At 72.5% G+C, this 20,594-nt stretch carries 17 protein-coding genes; 9 read left to right on the forward strand and 8 right to left on the reverse strand.

From position 1 onward, the window contains the following. Positions 1 to 153: 153 nt before the first annotated feature. Positions 154 to 465, forward strand: a complete 312-nt coding sequence (locus tag MHW47_RS06740; RefSeq protein WP_239221719.1) for a ferredoxin — start codon at positions 154 to 156, stop codon at positions 463 to 465. Positions 466 to 511: 46 nt separating this feature from the next. Here MHW47_RS06740 and MHW47_RS06745 read toward each other — a convergent pair whose 3' ends face one another. The 3 genes from MHW47_RS06745 to MHW47_RS06755 all read right to left on the reverse strand — a co-directional run bounded on the left by MHW47_RS06745 (position 512) and on the right by MHW47_RS06755 (position 3,540). Then, entirely contained in the window at positions 512 to 1,102 is a 591-nt protein-coding gene (locus MHW47_RS06745) for a hypothetical protein (protein WP_239221720.1), read from the reverse strand. Positions 1,103 to 1,309: 207 nt separating this feature from the next. Further along, a complete protein-coding gene (locus tag MHW47_RS06750) occupies positions 1,310 to 2,215 on the reverse strand; it encodes a tRNA (adenine-N1)-methyltransferase (RefSeq protein ID WP_239221721.1) in 906 nt (301 codons plus the stop codon). A 74-nt stretch (positions 2,216 to 2,289) separates the two neighbouring features. Further along, on the reverse strand, positions 2,290 to 3,540 hold the full coding sequence (locus MHW47_RS06755; protein WP_239221722.1) for a site-2 protease family protein: 1,251 nt from the start codon (positions 3,538 to 3,540) through the stop codon (positions 2,290 to 2,292). Between the two features lie 183 nt (positions 3,541 to 3,723). On the opposite strand from MHW47_RS06755, the gene MHW47_RS06760 reads away from it, so the two are divergent. Both MHW47_RS06760 and MHW47_RS06765 read left to right on the forward strand, forming a co-directional pair. Continuing rightward, positions 3,724 to 4,569: a PD-(D/E)XK nuclease family protein gene (locus MHW47_RS06760; RefSeq protein WP_239221734.1), complete on the forward strand. Its 846-nt coding sequence runs from the start codon at positions 3,724 to 3,726 to the stop codon at positions 4,567 to 4,569. Between the two features lie 9 nt (positions 4,570 to 4,578). Then, a complete protein-coding gene (locus MHW47_RS06765) occupies positions 4,579 to 5,250 on the forward strand; it encodes a response regulator transcription factor (RefSeq protein ID WP_239221723.1) in 672 nt (223 codons plus the stop codon). Positions 5,251 to 5,274: 24 nt separating this feature from the next. Here the strand turns inward: MHW47_RS06765 and MHW47_RS06770 are convergent, their stop codons facing one another. From MHW47_RS06770 to metH, 3 genes are all read right to left on the reverse strand, one after another. Then, positions 5,275 to 6,852, reverse strand: a complete 1,578-nt coding sequence (locus tag MHW47_RS06770) for an ABC transporter substrate-binding protein (RefSeq protein WP_239221724.1) — start codon at positions 6,850 to 6,852, stop codon at positions 5,275 to 5,277. Between the two features lie 61 nt (positions 6,853 to 6,913). Beyond that, positions 6,914 to 7,606 (reverse strand): HAD family phosphatase, encoded by a 693-nt coding sequence (locus MHW47_RS06775; protein ID WP_239221725.1) that lies wholly within the window; start codon positions 7,604 to 7,606, stop codon positions 6,914 to 6,916. A gap of 119 nt (positions 7,607 to 7,725) precedes the next feature. Beyond that, complete coding sequence (gene metH, locus MHW47_RS06780) at positions 7,726 to 11,238, reverse strand: methionine synthase (RefSeq protein WP_239221726.1); 3,513 nt, start codon at positions 11,236 to 11,238, stop codon at positions 7,726 to 7,728. A 238-nt stretch (positions 11,239 to 11,476) separates the two neighbouring features. Here metH and MHW47_RS06785 point away from each other — a divergent pair, with 238 nt between their 5' ends. The 5 genes from MHW47_RS06785 to MHW47_RS06805 all read left to right on the forward strand — a co-directional run bounded on the left by MHW47_RS06785 (position 11,477) and on the right by MHW47_RS06805 (position 17,245). Further along, a complete protein-coding gene (locus MHW47_RS06785) occupies positions 11,477 to 12,241 on the forward strand; it encodes an IclR family transcriptional regulator (protein WP_239221735.1) in 765 nt (254 codons plus the stop codon). A 265-nt stretch (positions 12,242 to 12,506) separates the two neighbouring features. Continuing rightward, positions 12,507 to 13,298 carry an MIP/aquaporin family protein gene (locus tag MHW47_RS06790; protein ID WP_239221727.1) on the forward strand — a complete coding sequence of 264 codons (792 nt, stop codon included), beginning with the start codon at positions 12,507 to 12,509 and terminating at the stop codon, positions 13,296 to 13,298. Between the two features lie 39 nt (positions 13,299 to 13,337). Beyond that, positions 13,338 to 14,879, forward strand: coding sequence for a glycerol kinase GlpK (gene glpK, locus MHW47_RS06795; RefSeq protein WP_239221728.1), 1,542 nt, complete (start codon positions 13,338 to 13,340; stop codon positions 14,877 to 14,879). Positions 14,880 to 14,885: 6 nt separating this feature from the next. Further along, entirely contained in the window at positions 14,886 to 16,499 is a 1,614-nt protein-coding gene (locus MHW47_RS06800) for a glycerol-3-phosphate dehydrogenase/oxidase (protein WP_239221729.1), read from the forward strand. Between the two features lie 74 nt (positions 16,500 to 16,573). Further along, positions 16,574 to 17,245 carry a FadR/GntR family transcriptional regulator gene (locus MHW47_RS06805; protein ID WP_239221730.1) on the forward strand — a complete coding sequence of 224 codons (672 nt, stop codon included), beginning with the start codon at positions 16,574 to 16,576 and terminating at the stop codon, positions 17,243 to 17,245. 12 nt (positions 17,246 to 17,257) lie between these two features. Here MHW47_RS06805 and MHW47_RS06810 read toward each other — a convergent pair whose 3' ends face one another. Together MHW47_RS06810 and MHW47_RS06815 are read right to left on the reverse strand one after the other, a co-directional pair. Next, positions 17,258 to 18,037 (reverse strand): SDR family NAD(P)-dependent oxidoreductase, encoded by a 780-nt coding sequence (locus tag MHW47_RS06810; RefSeq protein WP_239221731.1) that lies wholly within the window; start codon positions 18,035 to 18,037, stop codon positions 17,258 to 17,260. Continuing rightward, entirely contained in the window at positions 18,034 to 19,362 is a 1,329-nt protein-coding gene (locus MHW47_RS06815; RefSeq protein WP_239221732.1) for an enolase C-terminal domain-like protein, read from the reverse strand. Before MHW47_RS06815 ends, MHW47_RS06810 begins: the two co-directional genes overlap by 4 nt. Positions 19,363 to 19,590: 228 nt before the next feature. On the opposite strand from MHW47_RS06815, the gene MHW47_RS06820 reads away from it, so the two are divergent. Continuing rightward, on the forward strand, positions 19,591 to 20,594 hold a 1,004-nt coding region (locus MHW47_RS06820), incomplete at its 3' end, for a PAC2 family protein (RefSeq protein ID WP_239221733.1).

Here is a 20,594-nt window from a genome sequence, read left to right on the forward strand (position 1 = left end):
GGTGTGTCCGATCTTCACCCTTGCGCTCTCCCCCGTTCCGAGGGAATACCCACCGTTCAACGTCGGAATGCGGCCGGTTGTATCGTCGAAGCGTTCAACACCCGTCAGGGCTGGCTCTTTCCCGGTCCGGATACGCAGGAAACGGCAGGCGACATGACCGTGCGGCAGGACGCTCCCACCGATGGCGAGGCGCAGGACCTGGAGGTCTGGATCGACCAGGATCTCTGCACGGGCGACGGGATCTGTGTGCAGTACGCCCCCGAGGTGTTCGAGCTGGACATCGACGGCCTGGCGTACGTGAAGAGCGCGGACGACGAGCTGCTCCAGGACAAGGGGGCGACCACGCCGGTGCCGCTGCCGCTGCTCCGGGACGTGGTGGACTCGGCGAAGGAGTGCCCGGGCGACTGCATCCATGTGCGGCGCGTCTCGGACCGGGTCGAGGTGTACGGGCCGGAGGCGGCCTGATCCCGCGGGCGCCCCGCCGCCGGGGTGCCGGGCCGGGGTGCCGGGGTCAGATGCCGGTGTCGACGGGCTCCGCGGTCTGGCTGTTGCGGACGAAGGCGCCGTTCTGCCACTGCCAGGTGACCTTCTCCTGCTGGTCGGGGCAGCACGAGGGCACCGAGGGCGAGGAGTAGCCGAGGAGCGTGGCGGAGATGACGCCGTCGCGCACGGCGAAGTCGCCGACGCTGAACTGCTGGGCGGGTTCCACCAGGGTCGCCACGATCCTGGGAGCGGACCCGCTCTGCTGTGTGAGGACGTAGACGCCGCTGGGCGGGGTGCCCGATCCGGCCGCGCAGTGGACCACGGCGACGGTCTCGGGCCGGCCGTCGCCGTCGAGGTCGCCGGGGGCCTGCTTGGCGACGGTGGTGCCGACGGTGCCGCAGTCCAGGGGGAAGTCCGCCGCGGACGGGTCGGGGGCGGCGGCCGGCTGCGCGTGCCGCTGCTGGACCGGGGGGCCGCCGGAGGTGGAGGCCGAGGCGCTGGCGTCCGGCTGGAACAGGCCGGCCAGCGCGACGACGGCCGCCATGGCGGTCGCGGTGGCGAGCCAGTGCATCGGCCTGCTGTCGTTGTGCGCGAGGTCCGGGAGGGCGGAGGTCTGCACGCGGGCTGTCTCCTGTTGTTCCTGTGGGGCGGCCGTCGGCGTCGGCGGAGCGGGGGTGGCCAGCATCGTGCCACACCTCACACGGCGGCGGAACGGTGGGGGGCGCACGCGGGTGCGGGCGCCCGGCGCGGATACGGCAAGGGCGCCGCCGCCGGGCGCCCGGGTCGGTCCGGGGCCCGGCGGCGGCGCCGGTCTGTGGGGTCGGGGTCAGTCGCGGGCGGAGCCGCTCCGGCCGCCGGGCCCGTCGTAGTCCTCGCCGTAGGCGCCCTTGGAGGGGCGGCGGCGCCGGGCCGGGGCCTCGACCCCGTCGGCGAGCCGGCGGGCGGTGACGAGGAAGCCGGTGTGCCCGATCATGCGGTGGTCCGGGCGGACGGCCAGGCCCTCGACGTGCCAGTTGCGGATCATCGACTCCCAGGGCTGCGGTTCGGCGAAGCAGCCGATCTCGCGGATGGACTCGACCGTCCGCGAGAGCTGGGTGGTGGTGGCGACGTACGCGCAGAGGATGCCGCCGGGGACGAGCGCCTTGGAGACGGCGTCCAGGCACTCCCAGGGGGCCAGCATGTCCAGCACGACGCGGTCCACGTCGGTGTCCGTGAGGTTGTCCTGGAGGTCACCGACCGTGAGCTGCCAGGCGGGGTGGGGGTTGCCGAAGTAGCGCTCGACGTTCTGCCGGGCGATCTCGGCGAAGTCCTCGCGGCGCTCGCAGGAGTGCAGCATGCCCTGCTCGCCGATGGCGCGGAGCAGGAAGGTGGAGAGCGCGCCCGAGCCGACGCCCGCCTCCACGACGCGGGCGCCGGGGAAGATGTCGCCGAAGGCGAGGATCTGGCCCGCGTCCTTCGGGTAGACCACGGCGGCGCCGCGGGGCATGGACAGGACGTAGTCGGGGAGCAGGGGGCGCAGCGCGAGGTAGGCGACGTTTCCCGTGGTACGGACCACACTGCCCTCGGGGGCGCCGATCAGCTCGTCGTGCGGGAAGGAACCCTTGTGGGTGTGAAAGCTCTTCCCGGCTTCGAGCGTGAAGGTGTGGTGGCGTCCCTTGGGATCGGTGAGCTGGACCTGGTCCCCGACCTTGAAGGGCCCGCGTCGGCGGGCGGCACCGGTCGGTTCAGACATGTGACCAGCGTACCCGTGTTTCGGGGGCCTCCGACCGCGCCGCCCGTACGGCTGTGCGACCGTCCGGCCGCGGTTCAGGCGGCGGGGCGGGCCATGGCGGCGACGAAGGCGCGCTCGACGTCGGCGGTGGAGAGCACCCCGTAGATCTCGCCGGTCTCCTCCACCACCAGGTACTCCGTGGCCGGGGTGGCCTTGAGGTGGTCCAGGAGCGCCTCGCCGGCGAGTTCGGCGGAGACCCTCATGCCGTCCGTGAGGTCCTGGGAGAGGCCGCTGACGGCGACCCAGGGCCGGCGGTGCTCCGGGACGGCGACGATCGCGGTCTCCCGGACGAGGGCCTTGGGCGTGCCGGTGCCGTCCACGACGACGAGGGCGCGGGCGCCCGCCTCGTTGGCCCGGCGCAGCGCCTCGGAGAGCGGGGTGGCGGCCTCGACCGGGACGGCCCGCCGGGTGAGGCTGCGGGCGCGCAGGTCGGGGAGGTGTTCGCGGAGCCGGGCCATGCGCAGGCTGTTTCCGGCGCCGGTCCAGATGATGGCGGCGAGGATCGCGGCGAGCAGGGCGTCGGTGACGGTGTCCATGCCGCTGATCTCGCCGGCGTCGTTGCCCAGGGAGCCGCTGCGGGTGAGGAGCGGGAGGCCGACGAGCGTGACGACGGCGAGGGCGCGGCCGACCCAGGCGGCGGCGACGGTGCCGCTCATGGGCTTGCCGGTGATCTTCCAGACGACGGCCCTGAGCATGCGGCCGCCGTCCAGCGGCAGGCCGGGCAGCAGGTTGAAGGCGGCGACGATGAGGTTGGAGATCATCAGCCCGCCGAGCAGGACGGCCGGCACGGTGCCGCGTTCGACGAAGCGCAGCGGTACGTAGAAGAGGCCGCCGAGGACGAGCGAGAGGAGCGGGCCGACGAAGGCGAGGACGAACTCGCGGCCCGGGGTCTCGGACTCCTTCTCGATCTCGGAGACGCCGCCGAAGAACTGGAGCTGGATGCGCCGTACGGGCAGCTTGTAGCGCAGCGCGGCGATGGTGTGCGCCAGTTCGTGGACGAGCACGGAGGCGTAGAAGGCGATCGCGAAGAAGAGCGCCACGAGGTAGCGGGCGGCGCCGAGGTCGGGCAGCACCCGGTCGAGCTGGCCGCCGAACACCCAGGTGATCAGGGCCGCCACCAGGAACCAGCTGGGGGCGACGTAGACGGGCACGCCGAAGGGGCGGCCCATGAGGATGCCTCCTCCGGGCTCGTCCCGGCGCCGGGGCCGGCCCTTTCCGGGGCCGTCGCCGGGGCCGGTGCCCGCCGGTCCGGCCTGCGGCCGCCGGCTGTCGCCGCTCTCGTCCACGAGGTCCCTTCGGTTCGTCGTCCTTCGCGGTGTCTTTCGCCACGATGATGCAGTGTTGGAGGGTCTGTGGTCGATGGTATGCCGATCGGTGTCGGTGGCGGGCCGTAGGGTCTTCGCATGACCTCCGTTCCGTCGCCGTCCCAGCCGCCCTCGTCGCTCTCCCCGTCGCGGGCGGGCGACTTCATGCAGTGCCCCCTGCTGTACCGCTTCCGGGTCATCGACAAGCTGCCCGAGAAGCCCAGCGAGGCGGCTACCCGCGGCACGCTGGTCCATGCGGTTCTCGAGCGGCTCTTCGACGCTCCCGCGGCGGAGCGGACGCCGGGGCGGGCGACGGCGCTGATCCCGGGCCAGTGGGACCGGCTGCTGGAGTCCCGGCCGGAGCTGGCCGGGCTGTTCGACGGGGACGAGGGGGGCGAGCGCCTGGCGCGGTGGCTGGGTGAGGCGGAGCGGCTGGTGGAGCGCTGGTTCTCGCTGGAGGACCCGACGCGGCTGGAGCCCGCGGAGCGCGAGCTGTTCGTCGAGACGGAGCTGGAGTCCGGGCTGCGGCTGCGCGGTGTGATCGACCGCGTCGACGTGGCGCCGACGGGCGAGGTCCGGATCGTCGACTACAAGACGGGGAAGGCGCCGCGTCCGGAGTACGCGGAGGGGGCGCTGTTCCAGATGAAGTTCTACGCCCTGGTGATCTGGCGGCTGAAGGGCGTGGTGCCGCGCCGGCTCCAGCTGGTCTACCTCGGCAGCGGCGACGTGCTCACGTACGACCCGGTCGTGGCGGACCTGGAGCGGGTGGAGCGCAAGCTGCTGGCGCTGTGGGAGGCGATCTCGCTGGCGACGCGGACGGGCGAGTGGCGGCCGCGCCCGACGAAGCTGTGCGGCTGGTGCGACCACCAGGCGCTCTGTCCGGAATTCGGCGGGACTCCCCCGGTCTATCCGCTGAGCGTCCGCCCGGCCGGTGACGGGCAGGATGACCAGGGCAGAATGGACCCGGTCCGGGCCGGGGCCGACCGGCCTGTGGCCCTCGACGGGCATTGAGGAGATCTGGTGGCAATCCGCGTCCTTCTGGTCGACGACCAACCGCTGCTGCGCACGGGCTTCCGGATGATTCTGGAGGCCGAGGGCGATCTGGTGGTGGTGGGCGAGGCCGGTGACGGTCTCCAGGCGCTGGACCAGGTGCGCGCGCTGCAGCCGGACGTGGTCCTGATGGACATCCGCATGCCCCGGATGGACGGCGTCGAGGCGACCCGGCAGATCACCGGACCCGGCCGGGACGGCCCGGCGAAGGTCCTGGTGCTGACCACGTTCGACCTCGACGAGTACGTGGTGGAGGCGCTGCGGGCCGGGGCCAGCGGCTTTCTGCTCAAGGACGCGCCGGCCGACGAGCTGGTGCAGGCGATCCGGGTGGTGGCGGGCGGCGAGGCGATGCTCGCCCCGAGCGTCACGCGCCGGCTGCTCGACAAGTACGCGGACCATCTGCCCTCCGGCGAGGAGCCGGTGCCGGACACGCTGCACACGCTGACGGACCGCGAGGTCGAGGTGCTGAAGCTGGTGGCGCGCGGCCTGTCGAACGCGGAGATCGCGGCGGACCTGTTCGTCAGCGAGACGACGGTGAAGACGCATGTGGGCCATGTGCTGACGAAGCTGGGGCTGCGCGACCGGGTGCAGGCCGCGGTGTACGCCTACGAGAGCGGCCTGGTGCGCCCCGGCGCGCAGTGACGCGGGGGCGCGGGCGCCGTCGGCTCAGTCGGTGCCCCGGCGCAGCTCCCACAGCCGCAGGTCGGCGCCCGGGCCGACCGCCCATTCGACCCCGCCGACGTCCTCCCGGGACGCCGTGTAGCGCGTCTCCTGCCAGAGCGGGAGCACGGGCACGTCGCGGGCGGTGAGGTCCTGGAGCCGTTCGAAGTCGGGTACGGCGGCGGCGCGGTCGGCCCGCCGGCGGGTCCGGTCGACGAGGGTGCGGGCCTCGGCCGGGGTGGCGGACGGGCCGAGGAGGGGCGCCGTGTAGGCGTCGGGGTCCGGGAAGTCGGGGACCAGCCGCATGCCGTGGACGGCGTAGTCGCCGCGCAGCAGTGCGGGGCGGTAGCGGGCCCAGGGCACGCCCTCGGCGGTGACGTCGAAGAGTCCGGTGCCGTTGAGCTGGTCGGCGACCGCCTCGAACGCGGCGGCGGTCCGCGGGCCGTAGCGGTCGCTCGGGTAGTGCAGGGTGAAGCGGACCGGGGTGCGCACGCGGGCTTTTCGCAGGAGGGCGGCGGCCCGGTCGGCGGCGGGTTCCCCGTAGGCGTCGTGGAAGGCGTTGGCGTGGCCGGTGACGCCGGACGGTATGGGTGAGTACAGCGGTTCGACGGTGCCGGCGTGGGGTCCGCCCGCGAGGCGGCCGCGGTCGACGGTCTGGGCGACGGCCTGGCGGACGGCCTTGTTCCGGACGGCGGGGCCGGCGGTGTCGAAGCCGAGGTAGCCGATGGCGAGGCCGGGCATCTCGGTGAGCCGTACGCCGTCCTCGGGTGCGTCGAGCAGGCTTCGGGCCCGGTCGGGGGACATGGCGTGGGCCATGACGTCGACGCGCCGGGCGTCGAAGGCCTTCTCCATGGCGGCGGCGTCGGGGAACAGGTCGAGTTCGACCGTGTCGTCGCGTATCTCCTGGCTCCCCCGGTAGTGCGGGTTCCGGGTGAAGGAGACGCGCACGAGCCGGCCGGACTTCACCTCCGGCTCCATGGTGTACGGGCCCGAGCCGTCCACCCGGAAGCCGCTGCGGGCGGCGTCGGCGGGGTAGTGGGCGCGCGGGACGATGCCGGCGGCCGGGGTGGCGAGCTTGTACGGGAAGGCGGCGTCGGGGGTCCGCAGGTGGAAGACGATGTCGCGGTCTCCGGCGGTCTCGACGGTGTCGATGCTGTCGAGGAGGGCGGCGACGCCTTCGGCGCCGATGCGGCGGACGCGGTCGATGGAGTACGTCACGTCGTCGGGGGTGACGGGGCTGCCGTCCGCGAAGGTGAGCCCGGTGCGCAGCCGGCAGCGGTAGCTCTCGCTCCGGCTGTCCGTGAAGCGGCAGCTCTCGGCCGCGTCGGGGAGGGGGGCGCCGCCGCCGCGCGGGGTGGCCATCAGGGTCTGCACGGTCTGCCGCAGCACGTTCCAGGCGCCCGGTCCGTGGCCGGTGGCCGGGTCGAGCGGCGCGGGGGCGGTGGTGGTGGCGGCGATCCGGTCCGTGGTGCCGACGACGACGGGGCCGGTGCCGGTGCCGCCGCCGTCCGGCGCGCCGCAGCCGGCGAGCACCGGCGCCAGCAGGCCCGCGACGGCCGGCAGCACCAGGGTCTTGCGTTTCATGGGGGCCGTTCTCCCTGTGGTTCGGGGAGAACGACCCTATCGGGGCGGGTCCGGGGCGCCCTCAGCCGATGAGTCCCCGGAGGAAGGCGAGGTCCACCTCTTCCAGCGAGCCCACGACGACCCGGCCCTCGGCGGGGGCGATCGGGGCGACGGAGGGCACGGCGACCACCCGGCATCCGGCGGCCTCGGCCGCGGCCACCCCGGTCGCGGTGTCCTCGATGACGGCGCACAGTCCGGGGTCGACGCCGAAGCCGCGGGCGGCGGTGAGATAGGGCTCGGGGTGCGGCTTGGTGCGGGTGACCTCGTCGCCGGCGACGGTGAGCGCGAAGTGGTGGCGGCCCACCGAGTCCAGGACCCGTTCGATGATGCGGCGGTGCGAGGCGGAGACGAGGGCGGTGGGGATCTCGTGGCGGCGCAGTTCGGCCAGCAGGCGGGCGGCGCCCGGCATCAGCGGGACGCCGTGGGCGATGCGCTTCTCGAACCGGTCGTTGAGCAGGACGGCGGCCTCGTCGAGGGTGATGTCCGCGCCGGTCGCCTCGATGAGGTATCCGGTGCTGCGTGACATGGGCCCGCCGACGACCACGTCCCGCCATGCCTCGTCCAGCCGGTGCCCGAGGTCGGCGAAGACCTCGACCTCGACCTCCCACCAGAAGCCCTCGGTGTCGACCAGGGTGCCGTCCATGTCGAGAAGGACGGCCCGGAGGGCGGCGCCCTCCGCCGTGCGGGTCAGGGACGCGGGAACCGTACTGGTCATCCGGCACACCTTCCATGAGGGACGAGAAGGCCGGCCGCCCGTCCCGGAGGATGGGCGACCGGCCTGCGCTGGACCGACCAGTGTACGACGTGATCGGCTACGACACGTCGAACGGCGTCTTACCGCGCGTTGAAGTACTTCGCCTCCGGGTGGTGGATGACGATCGCGTCGGTGGACTGCTCGGGGTGCAGCTGGAACTCCTCGGAGAGGTGGACGCCGATCCGCTCCGGCTCCAGCAGGGCCGCGATCTTGGCGCGGTCCTCCAGGTCGGGGCAGGCGCCGTAGCCGAGCGAGAACCGCGCGCCCCGGTACTTGAGCGCGAACATGTCCTCGACCTGCGCCGGGTCCTCGCCGGCGAAGCCCAGCTCCGAGCGGACGCGGGCGTGCCAGTACTCGGCGAGGGCCTCGGCCAGCTGGACGGAGAGCCCGTGCAGCTCCAGGTAGTCGCGGTAGGCGTTGGCCTCGAAGAGCTTGGCGGTCTCGGCGCCGATCTTCGAGCCGACGGTGACGACCTGGAGGCCGACGACGTCGGTCTCGCCGGACTCCTCGGGGCGGAAGAAGTCCGACAGGCACAGGCGGCGGCCCCGGCGCTGGCGCGGGAAGGTGAAGCGAGTGCGCTCCGAGCCGTCCTCGTGGAGCAGGATCAGGTCGTCGCCCTTGGAGACGCAGGGGTAGTAGCCGTAGACGACGGCCGCCTCCAGCAGGTTGTCCGTCTGGAGCCGGTCGAGCAGGCCGCGCAGGCGCGGGCGCCCCTCGCTCTCGGCGAGCTGCTCGTACGTCGGTCCGTCGCCGGCCCGGGCCTGCTTGAGGCCCCACTGGCCCTTGAACAGGGCGCCCTCGTCCAGCCAGGAGGAGTACTCCTTGAGCGGGATGCCCTTGATGACGCGGCTCCCCCAGAACGGCGGGGTGGGCACCGGGTTGGTGACGGAGACGTCGGAGCGGACGCCCTCCTCCGGCTCCTCGACCTCCAGCAGGGCGGTGTCCCGCTTGGGGACGCGGCGCTGCTTGAGCTCGGGCAGGGTGGCGCCGGGGACGCCGCGCTTGACGGCGATGAGGGCGTCCATGAGGCGCAGGCCCTCGAACGCGTCGCGGGCGTAGCGGACCTCGCCCTCGTAGATCTCGTGGAGGTCCTGTTCGACGTAGGCGCGGGTCAGGGCGGCGCCGCCGAGGATCACCGGGTACTCGGCGGCCAGCTTGCGCTGGTTCAGCTCCTCCAGGTTCTCCTTCATGATCACGGTGGACTTGACGAGGAGGCCGGACATCCCGATGACGTCCGCCTTGTGCTCGTCGGCGGCCTCCAGGATCGCGGAGACGGGCTGCTTGATGCCGATGTTGACGACGTTGAACCCGTTGTTGGACAGGATGATGTCGACGAGGTTCTTGCCGATGTCGTGGACGTCGCCGCGGACGGTGGCGAGGACGATGGTGCCCTTGCCCTGCGCGTCCGTCTTCTCCATGTGCGGTTCCAGGTAGGCGACCGCGCTCTTCATGACCTCGGCGGACTGGAGGACGAACGGCAGCTGCATCTGGCCGGAGCCGAAGAGTTCGCCGACGACCTTCATGCCCGCGAGCAGGGTGTTGTTGACGATGTCGAGGGCGGGCGTGTCCTTGAGGGCCTCGTCGAGGTCCTCCTCCAGGCCGTTCTTCTCGCCGTCGATGATGCGGCGCTGGAGGCGCTCGTCCAGCGGGAGGGCGAGGAGTTCCTCGGCCTTGCCCTCCTTGAGGGACTTCATGTTGACGCCCTCGAACAGCTCCATCAGCCGCTGGAGGGGGTCGTAGCCCTCGGCGCGGCGGTCGTAGATGAGGTCGAGGGCGACCTTGACCTGCTCCTCCTCCAGCCGGGCGATGGGCAGGATCTTGGAGGCGTGCACGATGGCGGAGTCCAGGCCGGCCTTGACGCACTCGTCCAGGAAGACGGAGTTCAGGACGACGCGGGCGGCCGGGTTGAGGCCGAAGGAGATGTTGGAGAGGCCGAGCGTGGTCTGCACGGCGGGGTGGCGCTTCTTCAGCTCACGGATGGCCTCGATGGTGGCCTCGCCGTCCTTGCGGGACTCCTCCTGGCCGGTGCAGATGGTGAAAGTGAGAGTGTCGATGAGGATGTCCGACTCCTGGATGCCCCAGTTGCCGGTGAGGTCGGCGATGAGCCGTTCGGCGACGGCGACCTTGTGCTCGGCGGTGCGGGCCTGGCCCTCCTCGTCGATGGTCAGCGCGATCAGCGCGGCGCCGTGCTCGGCGGCGAGCCGGGTGACCTTGGCGAAGCGGGAGTCGGGCCCGTCGCCGTCCTCGTAGTTGACGGAGTTGAGGACGGCGCGGCCGCCCAGCTTCTCCAGGCCGGCCCGCAGCACGGGCAGTTCCGTGGAGTCCAGGACGATGGGGAGCGTGGAGGCGGTGGCGAACCGGCCGGCCAGCTCCTCCATGTCGGCGACGCCGTCGCGGCCCACGTAGTCGACGCACAGGTCGAGCATGTGGGCGCCCTCGCGGATCTGGTCGCGGGCCATCTCGACGCAGTCGTCCCAGCGGCCCTCCAGCATGGCCTCGCGGAACTTGCGCGAGCCGTTGGCGTTCGTGCGCTCGCCGATCGCCAGGTACGAGGTGTCCTGGCGGAAGGGGACGGTCTGGTAGAGCGAGGCGGCGCCGGGCTCGGGGCGCGGCTCGCGGGCGGCCGGGACGGTGCCGCGCACCCGCTCGACCACCTGGCGCAGGTGCTCCGGGGTCGTACCGCAGCAGCCGCCGACCAGGGAGAGGCCGTACTCCTGGACGAAGGTCTCCTGCGCGTCGGCCAGCCCTTCCGCGTCGAGCGGGAAGTGCGCGCCGTCCTTGGTGAGGACGGGCAGTCCGGCGTTGGGCATGCAGAGCAGCGGGATGCGCGAGTGGCGGGCGAGGTAGCGCAGGTGCTCGCTCATCTCGGCGGGGCCGGTCGAGCAGTTCAGGCCGATCATGTCGATGCCGAGGGGTTCCAGGGCGGTCAGGGCCGCGCCGATCTCGGAGCCGAGGAGCATGGTGCCGGTCGTCTCGAAGGCCAGCGAGCACAGCACCGGCAGGTCGGCCCCGAGGGCGTCCAGGGCGCGGCGGGCGCCGAGGACGGCGGCCTTGGTCTGCAGGAGGTCCTGGGTGGTCTCGATGATCAGCGCGTCGGCGCCGCCGGCGATCAGGCCCTCGGCGTTGGCCTGGAAGCCGTCGCGGACGGTGGCGTAGGGGATGTGGCCGAGGGTGGGCAGCTTGGTGCCGGGGCCCATGGAGCCGAGGACCCAGCGCTGTTCGCCGGTGGAGGCGGTGTACGCGTCGGCGACCTCGCGGGCGATGCGCGCGCCGGCCTCGGAGAGTTCGTGGACGCGGTCGGCGATGTCGTACTCGTTGAGGGCCGCCGTGTTGGCGCCGAAGGTGTTGGTCTCGACGCAGTCGACGCCGACGGCGAAGTACGCCTCGTGCACGGAGCGCACGATGTCCGGCCGGGTGAGGTTGAGGATCTCGTTGCAGCCTTCGAGGTTCTCGAAGTCCGCGAGCGTGGGGTCCTGTGCCTGGAGCATGGTGCCCATGGCACCGTCGGCCACCACCACTCGGGCGGTGAGCGCCTCACGAAGGGCGGCGGAACGGGTCCGGCTGTCGGCGGAAGGGGTCGGCGACGAGGCCATGGATGTACTCCCTGGGATGCGACGGCTGTCGGCTTTGCGGCTTCGGCGGAAGGCGCACCCGGCCAGGGTAGCCGGGTCGCGGCCCGCCCCGTCACTCTGTCCCACGAGCCGGACTGCATGCTGGTCACGGGGGTGTCCGGGGTCATCGAGTGCTGCGGACTTCCGTTGCGGGCGAGCACGGGTCGGCATGGGCCGATAGTGTTCAGCATTGTCGAACAAGGTGGAGGAGTACGGCGCCATGGCCAAGAACATCCAGTCGCTGGAGCGGGCCGCGGCGATGCTGCGCCTGCTGGCGGGCGGCGAGCGGCGGCTGGGTCTCTCCGAGATCGCCTCCTCACTGGGCCTGGCCAAGGGCACCGCACACGGCATCCTGCGCACCCTCCAGCACGAGGGCTTCGTCGAGCAGGACGGCGCCTCCGGCCGCTACCAGCTGGGCGCGGAGCTGCTGCGCCTGGGCAACAGCTACCTCGACGTCCACGAGCTGCGCGCCCGCGCCCTGGTGTGGACGGACGACCTGGCCCGGTCCAGCGGCGAGAGCGTCCACCTGGGCGTGCTGCACCAGCAGGGCGTGCTGATCGTCCACCACGTCTTCCGCCCCGACGACAGCCGCCAGGTGCTGGAGGTGGGGGCCATGCAGCCGCTGCACTCCACGGCCCTGGGCAAGGTGCTGGCCGCGTACGACCCGGTGGCGCACACCGAGGCCATGGAGGTCGAGCGGCGCCCGTTCACGCCCCGGACGGTGACCGGCGCGGAGGAGTTCGAGGCGGTCCTGGACCTGGTGCGGGCGCGCGGCTGGGGCTCCGACGTGGAGGAGACCTGGGAGGGGGTGGCCGCGGTGGCCGCCCCGATCCACGACCGGCGCCGGATGCCGGTGGGGGCCATAGCCGTGACCGGTGCGGTGGAGCGGGTCTGCAAGGACGGGGAGCTGCGCCCGGAGCTGGTCGCGGCCGTACGCGACTGCGCCCGCGCCGTCTCCCGCGATCTGGGCGCCCGCCGCTTCTGAGCCGCCCGTCCGGCCGGGCCCAGGGCCGCTCGCGTACCCGGCCGGCGTCCCCGTGACGAACGATTCGTAGGTCACACCCCTCTTGACGCTGCCTTCACCGGGACGAAACACTGCCGTTCACCGGTCGGCATTGTCGAACACTTAACGGAAATTCGCGTTAGGGTGTGACCCGTGCCAAGGGCCGGCCAAGCCCTCCCACGAGGGCGCGGACCACCGGAGGGATTCGGGGTTCGGCTTCCCTGGACGAAGGACAAAGGAGTCGCGGGTGTCCAGCTCCGACATCTTCATCGGCGAGACCATCGGTACCGCCGTACTCATCCTGCTCGGCGGCGGTGTCTGTGCCGCCGTCACGCTCAAGCACTCCAAGGCGCGGGACGCCGGCTGGGTCGCCATCACCTTCGGGTGGGGTTTCGCGGTCCTCACCGGCGCCTATCTGGCCGGCGGCGTGTCGGGGGCGCATCTCAACCCGGCCGTCACCATCGGCCTGGCCATCGAGGGCGGCACCGCCTGGGGCGACGTTCCGCTCTACCTGGCCTCGGAACTCCTCGGCGCGATGATCGGCGCGGTGCTGGTGTGGCTGACGTACTACGGACAGTTCCGGGCCCACCTCACCGACCCGGAGGTCCTGCGCACCCATTCGGGTGAGGAGGGCATGGTCGACCAGTCCGCGGCGCCCAAGGCCGGCCCGGTGCTCGGTGTCTTCTCGACGGGCCCCGAGATCCGCAACGCCGCGCAGAACGTCCTCACCGAGGTCATCGCCACCGTGGTGCTGGTGCTCGCCATCCTCACCCAGGGCCTGAACGCCGACGGCGACGGGCTCGGCACGCTGGGCGCGCTGATCACCTCGCTGGTCGTCGTCGGCATCGGCCTGTCGCTCGGCGGCCCGACGGGGTACGCGATCAACCCGGTCCGCGACCTCGGTCCGCGTATCGTGCACGCGCTGCTGCCGCTGCCGAACAAGGGCGGCTCCGACTGGGGCTACGCCTGGGTTCCGGTCGTGGGCCCGCTGATCGGCGGCGCGCTCGCGGGCGGCCTCTACAACCTCGCCTTCGCCTAGGCCCACCACCCAACCCCCACAGACCTCCGGGAGCACACCGTGACCGACGCACACACCACCGGCAGCCACGGCACCGGCCCGTTCATCGCGGCCATCGACCAAGGCACGACCTCCAGCCGCTGCATCGTCTTCGACAAGGACGGGCGGATCGTCTCCGTCGACCAGAAGGAGCACGAGCAGATCTTTCCCAAGCCGGGCTGGGTCGAACACGACGCGGCCGAGATCTGGGTGAACGTCCAGGAGGTCGTCGCCGGCGCGATCGAGAAGGCGGGCATCACCGCCGCCGACGTCCAGGCCATCGGCATCACCAACCAGCGCGAGACCACCCTGCTGTGGGACCGCCACACCGGTGAGCCCGTCCACAACGCCCTCGTCTGGCAGGACACCCGTACCGACGCGCTCTGCAAGGAACTCGGCCGCAACGTCGGCCAGGACCGCTTCCGCCGCGAGACCGGGCTGCCGCTCGCCTCGTACTTCGCCGGACCCAAGGTGCGCTGGCTGCTCGACAACGTCGAGGGGCTGCGCGAGCGCGCCGAGCGCGGCGACATCCTCTTCGGCACGATGGACTCCTGGGTCATCTGGAACCTGACCGGCGGCACCGACGGCGGCGTCCACGTCACCGACGTCACCAACGCCTCGCGCACCCTCCTGATGAACCTGCACACCATGCAGTGGGACGAGCGGATCTGCTCCTCCATCGGGGTGCCCATGGCCGTGCTGCCCGAGATCCGCTCCTCCGCCGAGGTCTACGGCACCGCCCGGGGCGGGGCGCTCGACGGGGTGCCGGTGGCCTCCGCGCTGGGCGACCAGCAGGCCGCGCTGTTCGGCCAGACCTGCTTCGCCGAGGGCGAGGCCAAGTCCACGTACGGCACCGGCACCTTCATGCTGATGAACACCGGCGAGACGCCCGTCAACTCCTACAACGGGCTGCTGACGACGGTGGGTTACCGGATCGGCGACCAGAAGGCGGTGTACGCCCTGGAGGGGTCGATCGCCGTCACCGGCTCGCTGGTGCAGTGGATGCGCGACCAGATGGGGCTGATCCAGTCCGCGGCCGAGATCGAGACCCTGGCGTCCTCGGTGGAGGACAACGGCGGCGCCTACTTCGTGCCCGCGTTCTCCGGTCTGTTCGCCCCCTACTGGCGCCCGGACGCGCGCGGCGTCATCGCCGGCCTCACCCGCTACGTCACCAAGGCGCACATCGCGCGCGCCGTGCTGGAGGCCACCGCCTGGCAGACGCGCGAGATCAGCGACGCCATGACCAAGGACTCCGGCGTCGAGCTGACCGCCCTCAAGGTGGACGGCGGGATGACCTCCAACAACCTGCTGATGCAGACGCTCGCCGACTTCCTGGACGCGCCCGTGGTGCGGCCGATGGTCGCCGAGACCACCTGCCTCGGCGCCGCCTACGCCGCCGGCCTGGCCGTCGGCTTCTGGCCGGACACCGACGCGCTGCGCGCCAACTGGCGCCGCGCCGCCGAGTGGACCCCCCGCATGGACGCGGACACCCGCGCCCGCGAGTACAAGAGCTGGCTCAAGGCCGTGGAACGCACCATGGGCTGGCTGGACGACGAGGAGTAGACAACCATGACCACCCTGCAGAGCGTCCCCGCCCTCGGGACGCACCCGGCGTCCGGCTCCCTCCCGAGCCGCGCCGAGACACGGGAGCAGCTGTCCAAGGCGACGTACGACCTCCTGGTGATCGGCGGCGGCATCCTGGGCATCTCCACCGCCTGGCACGCCGCGCAGTCCGGGCTGCGGGTGGCCCTGGTGGACGCCGGCGACTTCGCCGGCGCCACCTCGTCCGCCTCCTCCAAGCTGCTCCACGGCGGACTGCGCTACCTGCAGACCGGCGCGGTGAAGCTGGTGGCGGAGAACCACTTCGAGCGCCGTGCGGTCTCCCGCCAGGTCGCCCCGCACCTGGCCAATCCGCTCACCTTCTACCTGCCGGTGTACAAGGGCGGGCCGCACGGCGCGGCGAAGCTCGGCGCGGGCGTGTTCGCGTACTCGGCGCTGTCCGCGTTCGGCGACGGCGTCGGCCATGTGATCAGCCCGGCGCGGGCGGCGCGCGACGTGCCGGAGCTGCGTACGGACAACCTGCGCGCGGTCGCGGTGTACGGCGACGACCAGATGAACGACGCGCGGATGGCCCTGATGACGGTCCGCGCGGCGGTCGACGCGGGCGCGGTGGTGCTCAACCACGCCGCTGTGACCGGGCTGCGGTTCACCCGGGGCCGGGTGACGGGCGCCGAGCTGCGGGACGGCCTGGACGGTACGGAGTTCGGGGTGACCGCCCGGCTCGTGCTGAACGCGACCGGACCGTGGGTGGACCACCTGCGGAAGATGGAGGACCCGAACGCGGCGCCCTCCATACGCCTGTCCAAGGGCGCCCACCTGGTGCTGAAGCGGACGCGGCCGTGGAAGGCCGCGCTGGCCACGCCGATCGACAAGTACCGCATCACGTTCGCCCTGCCCTGGGAGGACATGCTGCTCCTCGGCACGACGGACGAGGAGTACGAGGGCGACCCGGCGGACGTCGCGGTGACCGAGAAGGACACCGCCCAGATCCTGGACGAGGCGGCGTTCTCGGTGCGCGACCAGCAGCTGTCGCGGGACCTGATCACGTACGCGTTCGCCGGGCTGCGGGTGCTGCCGGGCGGGCCGGGCGACACCTCCAAGGCCAAGCGCGAGACGGTCGTGACGGAGGGCCGGGGCGGGATGCTCTCGGTGGCCGGGGGCAAGTGGACGACGTTCCGGCACATCGGGCGCACGGTGATGAACAAGCTGGCCGCGCTCCCCGGGCAGCCGCTCGCCGAGGACATGGAGCCGATGGCCCGGCTGCCGAGGAAGCTGCCGCTGCCCGGTATCGCCAACCCGAACGCGGTGGCACACCGGCTGCTCGTGGACGGCGGGACGCCCGGCCCCCGGATGGCGGCCGACACCGCGCGCCATCTGGCCACGCACTACGGTTCGCTGTCCTTCGACATCGCCCGGCTGGCCAACGAGAACCCGGCGCTGGCCGGACGCGTCCACCCGGACGCCCCGGAGATCTGGGCGCAGGTCGTCTACGCGCGCGACCACGAGTGGGCCGAGTCGGTCGACGACGTGCTGCGCCGGCGCACGACGCTGACGATCCGGGGCCTGGCGACGGACGAGATCCGGGACCGGGTGGCGAAGGTGCTGGACGAGCGGCGCGGCTGAGCGGCTCCGGCGGTCGGGAGGGCTCTCGTCGGGACGCATAATGGGGCGATAGATCGGATGTCTGGAGGTCGCCCGTGGCTGTCACCGACGAAGCCATCGAGAAGATCAAAGCCATGATCGTCTCGGGTGCGCTGAGGCCCGGCGATCGTCTGCCCAAGGAGAGCGAACTCGCCGCGGAACTGGGGCTTTCCCGCAACTCGCTGCGGGAGGCGGTACGGGCGCTGTCGCTGATACGGATTCTCGACGTCCGCCAGGGCGACGGGACGTATGTGACGAGCCTGGACCCGCAGTTGCTCCTGGAGGCCCTGAGCTTCGTGGTGGACTTCCACCGGGACGACACGGTGCTGGAGTTCCTGGCGGTGCGCCGGATCCTGGAGCCGGCAGCCACGGCGATGGCGGCGGCGCGGATCGGCGAGGAGCAGCTGGACCTGCTCGGCGCGCAGCTGGACGCGCTGGGCGAGCGGCCCTCGGTGGAGGAACTGGTCGCCTGCGACCTGGAGTTCCACCGGGGCATCGTCCAGGCGTCCGGCAACTCCGTGCTGTGCTCGCTGCTCGACGGCCTGTCCGGGCCGACGACCCGCGCGCGGGTGTGGCGCGGACTCACCCAGGAGGACGCGGTGAGCCGGACGCTGCACGAGCACCGGGCGATCCTGTCGGCGCTGCGGGACCGGGACGCGGAGGCGGCGCGGGCCTGGGCGACGGTGCACGTGGCGAGCGTGGAGCAGTGGCTGCGCTCGACGCTGTAGCGAGGGGGCGGCTCAGGAGGATGCGGGGCGGAGCCGCAGGCCCTGCATGCCGCCGTCCACGGCCAGCGCGGTGCCGGTGACGGACGCCGCGGCGGGGCCGGCGAGGTAGCAGACCGCGGCGGCCACCTCCTCGGCACCGACCAGCCGGCCCAGCGGCTGCCGGGCTTCGAGGGCGGCGCGTTCGGCGGCCGGGTCGTCCGCCAGGTCGAGCAGCCGGCCGATCCACGGGGTGTCTGCGGTGCCCGGGTTGACGCAGTTGACGCGGATGCCCTCGCGGACGTGGTCGGCGGCCATGGCGAGGGTGAGCGCGAGGACGGCGCCCTTGCTCGCGCTGTACAGGGCGCGCCGGGGCAGTCCGGCGGTGGCGGCGATCGAGCAGGTGTGGGTGACCGATACGGCGCCGGGGCGTTCGGCGGCGGCCCGGCGCAGGTGCGGCAGGGCGTGCCGGGCGACGCGGACCATGCCGAGGACGTTGACGTCGAGGACCCGCGCCCACTCGGAGTCGTCGTTGTCCTCGACGGTGCCGACGGCGCCGGTGCCCGCGTTGGAGACCAGGGTGTGCAGGGAGCCGAACGCCGCGACGGCCCGGTCCACCCCGGCGCGCACGGCGGCGTCGTCGGTGACGTCGGCCTCGACGGCCAGGGCGCCCGGGGGTGTGCCGGTGGTGTCCCGGTCGAGGACGGCGACGCGTGCGCCGCGGGCCAGGAGCAGGGTGGTGACGGCGGCTCCGATGCCGGACGCGCCTCCGGTCACCAGGGCGTTCATCCCCTCGAAGTCGTGCGTGCCGGTCATCGGCTCTCCTCCTGCTGTCGCTCGGTGCGCGGGGTGGGCGGGTGGCGGTGTGCGGCGAGGGACTCGGGGCGCATCCTGGCCGAGAAGCCGGGGGCCTCGGGGGCGGTGTAGCGGCCGTCGGCGAGGACGACGGGGTCGGTGAAGTGCTCGTGGAGGTGGTCGACGTACTCGATCACCCGGTTCTCGCGGCTGCCGGAGACGGCGACGAAGTCGAACATGGCGAGGTGCTGGACGAGTTCGCAGAGTCCGACGCCCCCGGCGTGCGGGCAGACGGGGACGCCGTACTTGGCGGCCAGCAGCAGGATCGCCAGGTTCTCGTTGACCCCGGCGACGCGTGCGGCGTCGATCTGGACGAAGTCGACGGCCCCGGCCTGCAGGAGCTGCTTGAACACGACCCGGTTGGCGGCGTGTTCGCCGGTGGCGACGGGGACCGGCTGTCCGGCGCGCACGGCGGCGTGGCCGAGTACGTCGTCGGGGCTGGTCGGTTCCTCGATCCAGTGCGGGTCGTACGGGGCGAGCGCGGTCATCCAGGTGATGGCTTCGGCCACGTCCCAGCGCTGGTTGGCGTCCACGGCGATGCGGACGTCCGGGCCGACCGCCGCGCGGGCGAGGGCCATGCGGCGGACGTCGTCGTCGAGCCGGCCGCCGACCTTGAGCTTGATCTGGGTGAAGCCGTCGGCGACGGCCCGCTCGGCGAGCCGGACCAGCTTCTCGTCGGCGTAGCCGAGCCAGCCGGGCGAGGTGGTGTAGGCGGGGTAGCCCTCGGCGCGCAGTCGGGCGGCGCGGGCGGCCCGGCCCGGTTCGGCGGCGCGCAGGATCGCCAGCGCCTCGTCGGGGGTGAGGGCGTCGGTGAGGTAGCGGAAGTCGACGAGGGAGACCAGTTCCTCGGGCGCCATCCCGGACAGGAACTCCCAGACGGGCCGCCCGGCGAGGGTGGCGGCCAGGTCCCAGGCGGCGTTGACCACCGCTCCGGCGGCCATGTGCATCACGCCCTTCTCGGGCCCCAGCCAGCGGAGTTGGGAGTCATGGGTCAGCTCCCGGTAAAGGGCGCCGAGGTCGGCCGCGGTCCGGGGCACGGGGCGTCCGGTGAGGTAGGGGCGCAGCGCCCCGATGGCGGCGGCCATGACGTCGTTGCCCCGGCCGATGGTGAAGCAGAAGCCGTGCCCCTCGGCCGGTTGGCCGTCGTGTCCGGGGGCGTCGGTCCGCAGCACGACGTAGGCGGCCGAGTAGTCGGGGTCGGGGTTCATGGCGTCCGAGCCGTCCAGGTCCTGCGAGGTCGGGAAACGGATGTCGTGGACCTCGACGTCCGTGACGGTCTGACTCATGCGCCCCCCAGGAAATAACATCGGACCTCTTCATCGGTCATCCGATGTATATCCGCCGAACGGCCGCCAGTCCAGAGAGATGGGCCATATTTCGGCAGACAGCTCGGATGTATGAGTAGGCGTGGTGCAACTGGGCAGGTTCACCCGGCCACGCACGGGGCTGCGGTCAAGGACGCCGCAGGCCGTAAGGTTGTCCCGTACGCAAGGGAACTTCGGAAGGAGGCTGGGGTGATCGAGCTCGAGGGCGTTCCCGAGCTGATCGACCCGGTCATGGTGGCCGCGTTCGAGGGGTGGAACGACGCGGGTGACGCCGCCTCCACAGCGGTCGCACATCTGGACCGGGAGTGGAAGGGGGAGGTGTTCGCGGCGCTCGACGCCGAGGACTACTACGACTTCCAGGTCAATCGCCCCACGGTGTGGCTGGACGGCGGGGTGCGCAAGATCACCTGGCCGACCACCCGGCTCTCCGTGGTCCGCATCGGCGGGGAGAAGCCCCGCGACCTCGTCCTGGTCCGGGGCATCGAACCGTCCATGCGCTGGCGTTCGTTCTGCAACGAACTCCTGGGCTTCGCACACGAACTGGGCGTCGAGATGGTGGTGGTGCTCGGCGCGCTGCTGGGCGACACCCCGCACACCCGCCCGGTCCCGGTCAGTGGCGTGACGTCCGACCCGGACCTGGCCCGCACCATGGACCTGGAGGAGACCAGGTACGAGGGCCCGACCGGCATCGTCGGCATCCTCCAGGAGGCGTGCACCCACGCGGGGGTGCCCGCGGTCAGCCTGTGGGCGGCGGTGCCGCACTACGTGTCGCAGCCGCCCAACCCCAAGGCGACGCTGGCGCTGCTGAACCGGCTGGAGGACCTGCTGGGGCTGCGCATCCCGCTCGGCGAGCTGCCGGAGGACGCGCGCGCCTGGCAGGTCGGGGTCGACCAACTGGCCGCCGAAGACAGCGAAGTGGCCGAATACGTGCAGACGCTGGAGGAGGCCCGCGACACCGCGGAGCTGCCCGAGGCGAGCGGCGAGGCCATCGCCCGCGAGTTCGAGCGGTATCTGCGGCGCCGCGATCCGGGCCCGGCCCAGCCGCCCGGCGGGCACGCCACCGAGTCCGGTGACGCCTCCTACCTCCGGGACGCCTCCAGCGGGCGCACCAGGCCGCCCAGGCCGCTGCGCCCGGAGACGGGCCAGGGCAGGCCGGGCGGCGCGGGACCGGCCCGGCCGGCCTCCGACGATCC

Source organism: Streptomyces sp. OfavH-34-F (assembly GCF_022347745.1).
Taxonomy (GTDB): Bacteria; Actinomycetota; Actinomycetes; order Streptomycetales; family Streptomycetaceae; genus Streptomyces.

Bases quoted from the DNA above. Each gene is read 5' to 3' on its own strand.
- MHW47_RS06785 (WP_239221735.1), top strand. From the start codon at position 11,477: ATGGCCAAGAACATCCAGTCGCTGGAGCGGGCCGCGGCGATGCTGCGC.
- MHW47_RS06750 (WP_239221721.1), bottom strand. From the start codon at position 2,215: ATGTCTGAACCGACCGGTGCCGCCCGCCGACGCGGGCCCTTCAAGGTC.
- MHW47_RS06800 (WP_239221729.1), top strand. From the start codon at position 14,886: ATGACCACCCTGCAGAGCGTCCCCGCCCTCGGGACGCACCCGGCGTCC.
- MHW47_RS06740 (WP_239221719.1), top strand. From the start codon at position 154: ATGACCGTGCGGCAGGACGCTCCCACCGATGGCGAGGCGCAGGACCTG.
- MHW47_RS06760 (WP_239221734.1), top strand. From the start codon at position 3,724: ATGCAGTGCCCCCTGCTGTACCGCTTCCGGGTCATCGACAAGCTGCCC.
- MHW47_RS06775 (WP_239221725.1), bottom strand. From the start codon at position 7,606: ATGACCAGTACGGTTCCCGCGTCCCTGACCCGCACGGCGGAGGGCGCC.
- MHW47_RS06810 (WP_239221731.1), bottom strand. From the start codon at position 18,037: ATGACCGGCACGCACGACTTCGAGGGGATGAACGCCCTGGTGACCGGA.
- MHW47_RS06770 (WP_239221724.1), bottom strand. From the start codon at position 6,852: ATGAAACGCAAGACCCTGGTGCTGCCGGCCGTCGCGGGCCTGCTGGCG.
- metH (WP_239221726.1), bottom strand. From the start codon at position 11,238: ATGGCCTCGTCGCCGACCCCTTCCGCCGACAGCCGGACCCGTTCCGCC.
- MHW47_RS06815 (WP_239221732.1), bottom strand. From the start codon at position 19,362: ATGAGTCAGACCGTCACGGACGTCGAGGTCCACGACATCCGTTTCCCG.